The organism is Flavihumibacter profundi (assembly GCF_020076305.1).
Lineage (GTDB): Bacteria > Bacteroidota > Bacteroidia > Chitinophagales > Chitinophagaceae > Flavihumibacter > Flavihumibacter profundi.
This window is the reverse complement of the sequence record NZ_JAIQXE010000002.1, coordinates 692,752-703,293: the sequence shown is the minus strand read 5'-3', so window position 1 is coordinate 703,293 and position 10,542 is coordinate 692,752. Positions and strand designations below refer to the sequence as shown.

The following is a 10,542-nucleotide window of genomic DNA, read 5'->3' as shown; positions in this document are numbered from 1 at the left end:
TCAGGTAGTTAGTTCTTTATACAGTTTACTATAAATCTCTTCCGATGTATACGTTTTATAAGATATCATATCCTCATTCTTATTGGTACACAAATTTATTTTATCAAGTTTCTCAAAATCAAAAGCAGCAACACAAGGTCTATTATTGGGTAGAGTTACATATTCCATACATCCTACCATAACATCAGGAAACCAAACATCCAGTCCGCAAACTAAGTATTCAAACAATTTATTAGGGGCATTATAAATATAATTAGGTATATGACCATTATATAAAATAACACCAATATCATAATGCCGTAATACCTCCGGCAATTCATTGTAATTTACTGATCCTTTAAACTTGATCCATTCAGTATTTAAGGTGCGAAAATAAGCTGCTGTTTCAGCAGAAAAATTGTCAGAATAAATATCCCATGTAACTTTTCCTCTCTGTTTGATGACCCATTCAGAAAATTCTCGAGTATACATCGTTGTCAAACTTAATGCGCCAACATAAACGACTCTTTTTATTGCTTCATTTTTCTTAACTATCGTCTTATGCCAACTCTGGGGCGGGTAATTAGGCATTACCTTCAAATTTTCACCCAAAATGTTTTCATCCTCTTTAAATAGGTTCAGCCTAAACTGGTTTGTATGCGAAATCCAGATGGCTTCATGGTAGATCTTACGTTCGAGCTTATGAAAATAACGTATTAGCACCATCCCCGATCCATATTCCGGGGGGGAAGTATATTCATGATAGTGAATATAAACCTTCGCCTTTTTGTTTATGAACATTTTATAAAGGACCACAGGAAAAGAAGAAATGGTTTCAAAATAAAGGACTTTAGCAGGTCGATTCCAAAGCAGAAACAGAAAAGCTCGCGTATAAAAAAAGATATATCCAAGCCAACTGGCAAACTTCGAAGAATCCAGTACCTCACCTCCATACCGCTTAATTTTAACAATGGGATTATAATTCTTGTAAATAAATTTACCAGCCTTATTATTGGCCCTCGACAAAATAAAAATATTATTGAAATGCTGCCCAGATAAGTATTCAATCAAATTCATGATAGGCGGATACTTCTCTAATGGCTGAAAATGCAGAATTGTTAATTTTTCAGGCATACCTTTGTTGGAATAACCTAAGCACAAATTTTGCCCGGCTTTTATAATCATATGCCTCAGATATGGATCTATTCTTTGCCGATGACCTGATTTGGTCGGTCTCTTCAGAAGCCATTGATAATAATTTCTTAGCAGTTCCTATACAATCCTCTATATTATCATATAAAAAAACCTCTTTATGGTCTGTAAAATATAATTCATGGTCTGGCGTCCTCGGTGCCAGCATAATACCACCAATACCTGGTATTTCAAAACTTCGCATATTATGGGACCTGAGGTTATGTGGCCTCATATAATTTAACTGTACTCTATAGCGATATAATGTTTTCCAAAATTCCGTTCCATATACTGCATTATAAACACCTGCCTCAGATTTTTTAAAATATACATCCCATCCATGGCCATACAAATCCATAGGTATTCCGGAAGCAATTAATTTTTTTATAAAAGAAACCCTGAATTCATCTGGGTTACCCAAAAAACACACTTTATTGATTTCTTTCTGTTGCAAGCAACCAGAAAGAATATCATTCGAATATTCAAAACCAAATGGCAAAATTTCAACTTTCGCGCCATACTCATCTTCCAATCTTTCCTTAACATCCAGGTTATAAGTCAGGTGAAGGTCAAAATGTTCGATTGATGCCCCAACATTGTTATTACCACTTCCCGAACCAGAGAAAATAAAAGGGTTATCGGGATTAAAATTAACCAAAAGAGTTGCATTCTCTTTTAATTGCCTAAGTGTCTTAGGATATATTTCCATTCCCTTAAATACCCAAATAATATCTGGCTTTCCCGCCTTAGCCAATGCAAGCAATTCATTATTAATTGATTTATATATTCCTGAAATGCCAGCTTTAAATAATAATTTATTGACAAGTGAGTGCTGGTAGTAATTAAAAAAAATACTTTGTGCAGGGAATTGGGTAACATCCGCACCTAGGTCCTGTAGATTCCTTACATATATATTTTCAATAGAATATACTTCTTTGGAACCAACAACTAAAATCTTCATAAGTTAGGCAGGCTGCTTTAAGTCAATTGAAATAGGCTCTAGGCCAGGGTACCAGTTACCTCTTGCCACTAATAAACCATCTTCTGAAAATGCCTGGCCACAATCAGCACTGCATAGTATTGTACAACTGTTCGACTCAAGGAATTCTTTACATTTATAATGAACTTCATTGGAATGAGTAGAGATAAAAATATACCCTACTCTTTGTTGTGTAAATAACTGCCGGGCACCTTGTAACATATCTAATTCAAAACCTTGTATATCACTATGTAAAACGTGAACAAAATCAAGCTTAAACTCATTAACTATAGAGTCAACTGAAATGATCCTAGTGCCGTTTTCAATACTTGCTTTACTGCCTACGAATGCATTAATAAAAGTTCCCCTCATTCTATTAAGGCTAAAATTCCGTTTTCCTTGTCCAAGGTTAAATTTATCAGGTTCTACCATAATGTTTTTCGCACCGGGCACCTTTAAATTAAACCACATGGAATAAAAACTCCAGAAAGCACCTAATTCAATCATAACGCCCCCAGCAGGAATAAGCTTGATTACTTCCTGGAATACTCGTTCTTCCTGGGGCTCATGTACGCCTTTGTTTAAAGAAATCATCCGGGACACCTCTGGTCCATAATAACTGCCCAAGTGTATCAACAAACCATTGTGCATGATTTGCTTCCCCTTTCGGATAGTACCAGCATTAGCTACCCGTTCGATAAAAGCATTGTCTTTACATACTAAAACATCATCAATGCGTTTTTGCCAAACTTCATTGACCACGTAATTCTTAAATAAACGATCAGCTATCCCCGATGAAGCTATATAATAGCCAAATATTTTGCGAACTATTGGGATTTGTCTTACAGTTTCACGGAACTTCTGTATCATTAGCGATGCTTTCCAGGTTTTTTAATAAAACATTATCTTCAATAGTATCAAATAGAGGTCCTTCATAATATTGCCTGTTAAATGATTCAGACCTTATACTTGCTGGTATTTTCTTAGGGTGATGTAACAGTACAGCATTGGAAAGAAAGCCAGCCCAATAACTAAATGTACTACCGGCAGATGTAATAATAATTTTACTCCTACTTAATAACAAGAGATCAACAATATCCCTTTTCCCCGCAGCCAATGATACTTTTGACAAAGCAAGAAGATCATTTAATTCCTTTTCATGGCCATCAGAAAATACTGTTACTGGCAAATCATGGCCAATAAAAGAACGAATGGATTGTATGGAATCAATAAAATATTTAATGGGGGTACGAACTGCTCCAGAGGTATTGAATTCCTGGTCGGACTTCACCGAACGAAAATCCCCCATTCTTATATGAACACCAATAATAGGGGGTGGAATTTTATTTAGTTCTTCCTTAACCTGTTCTGTTAATAAGCCATAAAATAATTGCCGAACTTCCTGCAAATACGGTTTCAGGCTAATGAAATAATCAGCCCAATGGGGGATATCTTCAAAAAGGAAATTTTTTGATGCATTGCCATCCATACGGTCGACCTTTGGCTCGTGCTCAATACCTTGAGCAAATCTAAGCTCGGTCCGGATCAAAAAATCTGAAAGCAGGTTCTTCTGAAAAGTAAATGAGTTCGAATATTTCCGCTTTGATTTTTCCTGCCTGAGGTATACACCAATTTTAAACTGATTATAACCGCATACCTTAAGAGGCATACTATTTAATTGTGCGAAAACTGCTGCTTTCATCAACGGGAAAATTTGATTTCCCAAACCAGCTTTAGGCAGTCTACAAAATACTATAGCCAAAACTTAAGCTTCTAATATATTTTTAATATTCTGCACAATAACATCATTTGAAAAATTCTGTATAATTCGCTTAGATTCCAGCCCCATTTGAACCCGTTTATTGTCATTGTCAAGTAACTCTGTAATATATATACTTAATTGAGGTATATCGCCTTCCATATAAACATAACCGTTCACTTCGTTCCTGACCAGGTCATAAGAACTACCGCAAGTATCTGAAATAATAACAGGTTTGGCAAAATTCATGGCTTCATTGACCGATAGGCCCCAGGTTTCACCAATACCGCTGCACATTACAAAGATGTCGCTTACCAGGTAATAAATCGGGATATCCCGTTGATTTACAAATCCAGTCAGAACTATATTATCAATGTTATTAACCTTAATATAATTCTCCATTTCATTTCTTAATTCCCCTTCACCAACCATTATCAATACTGCATCTTTCTGGTTAGCAATATGAAAAGCTTTTATAAGATCCAATGGCCTTTTCTTTGGAATGTATTTTCCAGAAAATAAAATAATTTTCTTGCCGGTTAACTTAAGGGTAATTTTATGTTGTGAGAGCCTTGGTGTTTCAGTTTGATAAACCTGATCAAAATAATAATTATCAACCGAATAGGGAGTGTATACCATATCTATATCTCTTACACCATAGTATTCGAAAAATAGTTTATTTTGACTACCAATATAAAGGGCCTTATCCACAAAGAATCGAAATAAAATATACTTTAAAAAAAGCTTCTTCAGAAATTTCTTTACGCCTTTAATGTTCTTTTCCTGGTTTAAAGGATTTTCGGCCCTTAACCAGATGCGTTTTCCAAACAGTTTTGCAGAAATAATGACCAGCCAATCACTACAATAAGACCAACCATTAACCATCACAACACCTGCATCACTCTTCCGAATTTCATTGAAAATGCCTGGATTAATTAAACTAAAAAACTGGTTATCCGGAGCAGATTTATTTCTTAAAGAAGCCAGGAATTTATGATCATAGCCTTCTAACAATGGAATATCCCATTTAACTTGCCGCCCAAATCCTTTATCCAGCGCCCCTCGTATACTTGAATCAGAATAATAGTATACAAAGAGAGGAACATTGCAGGACAATTTTTGTAAGAGTGGAGTGAAATATTGAATGGGGTGGCTCAAAAAATAAATAATTCTCATCGTCTTATTTGGTCAACGGTTTCTAATGAATTCCCTGAAGCGAAGTGCTCCCCAAAAGCCAAATAATGAAGTCAATTTTTGAAATCTTTGACCGCCAATTTGATGTGCAGGAAATTCACCTAACTGAGTTATATATGATGCAGCTTCTTCCACGAGGTCAGGAAACAGATTATAATAAATATATACAAATGAATAAAAATGCTTTGTTATAGCACTTCTTATTTCAGTGGTATCCCTTACCTCCAAAATATTTTTAGCATAAGATTTATAACTATTCAACAAGGAATTTGCTTTTTCCCGAGATGATTGATCTCCTGTAATACTTCCACTAATTTTCGACCTATAATAAACCTTACCATTATTTGCAAATAAAACCTGATTTGCATGCAATAATACCCTGCAAAAATACTCGCCATCCTGATTTATTTTTAAAGCCTCATCCCACTTCCCCGCTTTTAGCAATAATGCACGAGGAGTCAACCATACTGCGGTTTGCATCATTTCACCAGCATTCCACATTTCAGTTAGTAAATTAACGGGATCATCATAATCTTTAAAAATGGCAAAATCATTGCCACTATAAATATTAGTATGATTTTCAAATTTCTGCCACTTGCATGTCGAAACTGCCGAGGAATCCAAATTATTCAACAATAGCATTTGTTCTTCAATCTTGCCGGGGGACAGCATATCATCAGCATCCAAAAATTGAATGAATTCACCTTTTGATATATTTAATCCTATATTCCTGGCAGCGCACGCACCCTTATTCTCCTGCTCTATCAATTTTACAGTTTCAGAGAGGTACTTGCGCACCACTAATGTACTATTATCAGTAGAACCATCATCTACAATAATAAGTTCTATATTATGCCACGATTGATCAAGAACTGATTGAATTGAAGCGTCAAGATATTGTCCCGCATTATAACAGGGTAAAATAACAGAAACAAGCTTACGCATAATTTTTAAATAGTACTTTTTCCGGTTTTTACTGGGCAGGCTTCAAAATATTCACCTATATAGCAAACTGCAAAAGTTTCGGAATAAATATCAAATTTTAAACCAAAATCATTCTTCCACATATTTAAGACTTCCAGTTCACCTGATCTTCCAGCATCATCTAAAAAAACTACAGCATTATCAGCAAGCAATTCGTGAAAATATTGAAAAGCGAAATAACGACTCAATTTTATGTCATCATTAAATGCAGTAGGACCATCTACTAAAATAAAATCATATTTCTTTAATTGCAAGTGTTTCAAGGTATTTATATTATACCAGTGATGATTACCTTGAAATTTATTACTTACCGCTAATGATGCATGCACTAGTTCAATATATTTACTAAGGCCCTCTTTTACAATGAATTTTTGAAGAAAATCTATCCAATCTTTATTTTCATCAATACTAACGCAATGAATATCCAGATTATTTCTTTTCGCAAGACGACCAATTAATATTGTTGAAAGTCCCGATCCAAATTCAATTAAATTTTTTCTTTGATTAATAACTATTTCATTCAAAACAAATGCCATTGAAAATGGTCGAAGTGCCATTGATGAATAAGGGAAATATTCCTGGTCATCCAAAAATATTTGGAATTGCGCTAAGGCAATTGCATCCTCCATCAATGACGTAAGTCTTTGATGATTATGCAACAGTCTATTAAACTGCTTAAGTTTATAAAACAAACCCAATATTAATATTATTTAAAGATTTTTTTAATGACTTGTCTTATTTTTCCTTTTTTCTTAGCATGTATAATTTTATTCGCCACTACTGGATCTAGCGGACATCTCTCATCTGATAAATATGCTATGGAGATATCAATATAGTCCTCAATAAAATCAAAATATCGATTCATTTCTTGTTCATCATGCTTTCTGTACCAGATTAGACCCATTGGCATAATTACTACGTTATAAATTAAAGCCAATTTGTGCCACATTTCAAAATCACCAACCATACGCTTTCCTGAAAATCCCCCTATTTTTTCAAATGCTTCCTTCTTTATAATTGCAGATAATGGTGATCTATCAAATATTCCCATGCTACCATAATGCCATTCATATGCTTGTTTTGGTTCAAGGCATATTGGGTAAATTTCTGTCAAATGCTGTCCAATATTACAGAGACCCCAGCCAGCATATGGAAATTTTTTCATAGACTTTACCATAACCTCAAGACCCCAGGGATAAATGTAGTCGTCTGCATCAACATATTTTAGATAACTTCCCCTTGCTAAAAAGGCAGCTTTATTCCGATTTTTATAATCACCAAGATTATGCTCATTTTTGTATATTATTATTCTACTATCAACACTAGCATACTCATTTGCGATTTTAACAGTATCATCTTTAGAATCATCATCCACTATTACCAATTCAAAATCTTCAAAACTTGAAGATAATACAGATTCAATTGCTTGACCTATATACTTCTCCCGGTTATAAGAAGTCATCAGAATACTTACCTGAGGAATATTATTTATTAAATGCATTCTAAATCTTAAGCAGAAAACAAATTTGAAAATAAGCTACGCATATATAAAGCATTTTTGAAACCAATTACTTTAACTAATCTTCTAAACTTTTCACCCCCAGCCATAGGACGTTCTGAAGTTTCAAGATCGATAATACGATTCATGGCTAGTTCGCATATATCCTTGTATTGGGGATAATACTGATAAATAAAATCGGCATATTGCTCAGACAAAATATTTTTAACAATTGAAGTATTTGAAATATTTACCATATGCGATACTTTTCTGTCAATAGATTTTAAAGCCCCCAATACATGTTTAGGAGAACGTTGTTGTGAAAGATTATTGCTTATCGAAAGTGGTCGACGATAATAATTAATTGCATCAGGCGTATATTCAATACTGTGAGCTGCAAGCATTGCACGACAAAAATATTCACCATCTTCATCAGGTGAAGGCGTAATGGACATATCCCAATCACCAATTTTCTTTATCAATTGCCTGGGAATTAAAAAAGCATTCGGCTGTATCATCCCCTTCCTGCCATTCCTTCCATATAAATTCAATAAAAAACTAAACGTATCATCCGTATCATACAAAAACTCAGGATCAATCTCTACAAGTTCAGGATTTTCATTTAATTCATCAATTGAGTGAAAAAAAAAGGTCTTACTCACAGCGATTGCCATTGAAGATCTTTTCAACCTATTAACTTGATGAAAAATCTTATCTCGATGTAAAAGGTCGTCAGCATCAAGATATTGAATGTATTCACCATTAGCCAAGCGCAATCCAGTGTTTTTGGCTCCTGAACATCCTGAATTTGGTTGTTCATGATAAATAAAATTCTTTCCTTGTAAAACCTTATATACAATTTCGCTTGTACCATCGGTTGATCCGTCATTAACAACGACAATTTCAATATTTGGCCATGACTGTTTTAATACCGAATCAAGACATTCTTTTATGTATTGTTCAGCATTGTATGCTGGTATTATTATTGAGACTAATGGTAAATCCATTTAATTTATCAGTTTCAAAAGTTAAATGTAATTCTATTGAATATTTCTAAGTTGTTTAAAAAGACTAAGAGACTTATTAAACTCTTGTCTTTTCAAAAGGAATCGGAAAAGATAATTGTAATGTTCTTTTTTCTTTCTTTTAATAACAACCTGGATTTCCTCCTGACTAAGCGGACAATCTTTTCTATTTAATGCTTCTGCATAAACTCTCAATCCTTCCACAAGATAATAATCAAAGCCTTTATTAAATTCCTGTTCCTCGTGCTGCCTCCAAAATACCAATCCACCATTTATTCTAATGACAGGATACCGGGATGCTAATTTTAGCCAACATTCAACATCTCCGATCATTCTCTTACCAGTGAAACCTCCTATTGCTTCAAAACATTCTCTTCTGATCATAACCGCAAGCGGACCATTATCCATAAAACCATCCTTAAAGAAATGTTGGTAATAGCTCTCATAAGGATTCAATAAAATAGGTGAAATTTCCAATTTTTCATGCGGTCTGGCACTAATACAAAATGCGGCTTGTGAATATGTTTCCATGGCTTCCACCATAATCCCTAAAGTTTCAGGGAAAATCTTATCATCAGAATCTACATATTTTAAATACTTGCGAGTAGCATATGTTGCAGCTCTATTCCGATTAGGGTAATCTCCCAAATTTCTCTCATTTCTAAATACTCTTATTCTAGAATCGGTATTTGCAAGATTATTTGAAAGTTCATATGTTGAATCAGTAGAACAATCGTCAACTATAATTAATTCAAAATCCTGAAATCTAGAATTTAAGATACTTTGAACAGAATCTTCAATATATTTTTCCCTATTATATGCAGTTATAAGAACGCTTACCATATCTTAATATAAACTCACTACAAAAATGCCTTTAATCTCAAAATTGGCTTTTCTAAGTATTTCCACGATAATGATGCAATTAAAAGAAGTAAGCCAAATTGAATAATAAACAAAAACACTGGATTACTCGAAGGAAGTGTAATCCTAAATCCAAAATCATATTTATACAAAATTTCAGTTCCTGCAAAGCATCTTAACAACCAAGGAATAAAATTGTGATATACATAAAGTCCATAGCTAATTTTTCCCAAATAAACAAGTTCTCTACGCTTAACGATATTATTAAACCAACCCAATTTCTCGTACTTGGTATCCCAAATAATGAATACAGAAAACACTGAAAATAAAAGTCCAAACAAAAAAGACAGCCCAAGGACATATGATAAAATAGAAGCAATAGCGCTTAATAGAATTCTATACTTAATAAAAAACGAGTCATTTTTAACAGTAATAAATGGAGACGTATCAAAAAGAGCCAACAATGAACCAACGCCAAAAGCATCAAAACAGCTAAAAGGTAAAACATCATAAAAATTAAAAAAATTAGTTGATTCATGAAATGAATACATTTTATAAATCAAGGAAACTAATATTAATATGATAAAATATATTTTATAATGCTTAATGTTTCCTAAAATAATTACAATTGGCCAAAACAGGTAAAACTGTTCTTCCACAGCTAAAGACCAGAAATGGGAAAGCATTCCTGGCCATTGTTTCTTTATAAATATTAAAAAATTAGAGCAGTACAGAAAGTACCATTGTTGATTTCCTTCATATACATTAGGAATAATGAAATACAAAAAAACTAAAACAAAATAAAATAATGGGAATATGCGTATAACCCGCCTTAGAAAAAAATTTCCAAACTCTTTCCATGCAGTAGAATTCTCATTTAATATTGATAATTTGCTCCGTAATAAATTAGAAGAAATAAGATAGCCACTTAATACAAAGAAAAAAGTAACACCAAGAAACCCATTTGGCAAGTAATTTATGAATGATCCACCCAGCCAATGGGAAAACATCACAAGTAAAACTGCAAAAAAACGTAACGAATCTAACTGAGGAATATATCTTGATTGCATAT

The 10,542-nt window shown here is 33.6% G+C and carries 11 protein-coding genes; all 11 read right to left on the bottom strand.

What is annotated here, in order from left to right; translation table 11 throughout:
• Positions 1-1,164, bottom strand: a complete 1,164-nt coding sequence (locus LAQ65_RS12845) for a glycosyltransferase family protein (RefSeq protein WP_224117373.1) — start codon at positions 1,162-1,164, stop codon at positions 1-3.
• Positions 1,106-2,131 (bottom strand): glycosyltransferase family protein, encoded by a 1,026-nt coding sequence (locus tag LAQ65_RS12840; RefSeq protein WP_224117372.1) that lies wholly within the window; start codon positions 2,129-2,131, stop codon positions 1,106-1,108. The genes LAQ65_RS12845 and LAQ65_RS12840 overlap by 59 nt, the downstream gene beginning before the upstream one ends.
• A 3-nt stretch (positions 2,132-2,134) precedes the next feature.
• A complete protein-coding gene (locus tag LAQ65_RS12835; RefSeq protein WP_224117371.1) occupies positions 2,135-3,019 on the bottom strand; it encodes an FkbM family methyltransferase in 885 nt (294 codons plus the stop codon).
• Positions 3,000-3,851 carry an alpha-1,2-fucosyltransferase gene (locus LAQ65_RS12830; RefSeq protein ID WP_224117370.1) on the bottom strand — a complete coding sequence of 284 codons (852 nt, stop codon included), beginning with the start codon at positions 3,849-3,851 and terminating at the stop codon, positions 3,000-3,002. Before LAQ65_RS12830 ends, LAQ65_RS12835 begins: the two co-directional genes overlap by 20 nt.
• Before the next feature lie 63 nt (positions 3,852-3,914).
• Positions 3,915-5,084 (bottom strand): glycosyltransferase, encoded by a 1,170-nt coding sequence (locus LAQ65_RS12825; RefSeq protein ID WP_224117369.1) that lies wholly within the window; start codon positions 5,082-5,084, stop codon positions 3,915-3,917.
• 12 nt (positions 5,085-5,096) lie between these two features.
• Entirely contained in the window at positions 5,097-6,047 is a 951-nt protein-coding gene (locus tag LAQ65_RS12820) for a glycosyltransferase family 2 protein (RefSeq protein ID WP_224117368.1), read from the bottom strand.
• Between the two features lie 5 nt (positions 6,048-6,052).
• Positions 6,053-6,715, bottom strand: coding sequence for a class I SAM-dependent methyltransferase (locus tag LAQ65_RS12815; protein WP_224117367.1), 663 nt, complete (start codon positions 6,713-6,715; stop codon positions 6,053-6,055).
• Positions 6,716-6,792: 77 nt separating this feature from the next.
• Positions 6,793-7,587, bottom strand: a complete 795-nt coding sequence (locus LAQ65_RS12810; RefSeq protein WP_224117366.1) for a glycosyltransferase family 2 protein — start codon at positions 7,585-7,587, stop codon at positions 6,793-6,795.
• A gap of 8 nt (positions 7,588-7,595) precedes the next feature.
• Entirely contained in the window at positions 7,596-8,591 is a 996-nt protein-coding gene (locus tag LAQ65_RS12805) for a glycosyltransferase family 2 protein (protein WP_224117365.1), read from the bottom strand.
• A 33-nt stretch (positions 8,592-8,624) separates the two neighbouring features.
• Positions 8,625-9,452, bottom strand: coding sequence for a glycosyltransferase family 2 protein (locus tag LAQ65_RS12800; protein ID WP_224117364.1), 828 nt, complete (start codon positions 9,450-9,452; stop codon positions 8,625-8,627).
• 17 nt (positions 9,453-9,469) lie between these two features.
• Complete coding sequence (locus LAQ65_RS12795; RefSeq protein WP_224117363.1) at positions 9,470-10,540, bottom strand: acyltransferase family protein; 1,071 nt, start codon at positions 10,538-10,540, stop codon at positions 9,470-9,472.
• Between the last annotated feature and the right edge of the window lie 2 nt (positions 10,541-10,542).

Excerpts from the sequence above, each read along its gene's own strand:
- LAQ65_RS12800 (WP_224117364.1), bottom strand. The coding sequence starts at position 9,452 with ATGGTAAGCGTTCTTATAACTGCATATAATAGGGAAAAATATATTGAA.
- LAQ65_RS12815 (WP_224117367.1), bottom strand. The coding sequence starts at position 6,715 with ATGGAGGATGCAATTGCCTTAGCGCAATTCCAAATATTTTTGGATGAC.
- LAQ65_RS12825 (WP_224117369.1), bottom strand. The coding sequence starts at position 5,084 with ATGAGAATTATTTATTTTTTGAGCCACCCCATTCAATATTTCACTCCA.
- LAQ65_RS12830 (WP_224117370.1), bottom strand. The coding sequence starts at position 3,851 with ATGAAAGCAGCAGTTTTCGCACAATTAAATAGTATGCCTCTTAAGGTA.
- LAQ65_RS12795 (WP_224117363.1), bottom strand. The coding sequence starts at position 10,540 with ATGCAATCAAGATATATTCCTCAGTTAGATTCGTTACGTTTTTTTGCA.
- LAQ65_RS12840 (WP_224117372.1), bottom strand. The coding sequence starts at position 2,131 with ATGAAGATTTTAGTTGTTGGTTCCAAAGAAGTATATTCTATTGAAAAT.
- LAQ65_RS12805 (WP_224117365.1), bottom strand. The coding sequence starts at position 8,591 with ATGGATTTACCATTAGTCTCAATAATAATACCAGCATACAATGCTGAA.
- LAQ65_RS12810 (WP_224117366.1), bottom strand. The coding sequence starts at position 7,587 with ATGCATTTAATAAATAATATTCCTCAGGTAAGTATTCTGATGACTTCT.
- LAQ65_RS12845 (WP_224117373.1), bottom strand. The coding sequence starts at position 1,164 with ATGATTATAAAAGCCGGGCAAAATTTGTGCTTAGGTTATTCCAACAAA.
- LAQ65_RS12820 (WP_224117368.1), bottom strand. The coding sequence starts at position 6,047 with ATGCGTAAGCTTGTTTCTGTTATTTTACCCTGTTATAATGCGGGACAA.
- LAQ65_RS12835 (WP_224117371.1), bottom strand. The coding sequence starts at position 3,019 with ATGATACAGAAGTTCCGTGAAACTGTAAGACAAATCCCAATAGTTCGC.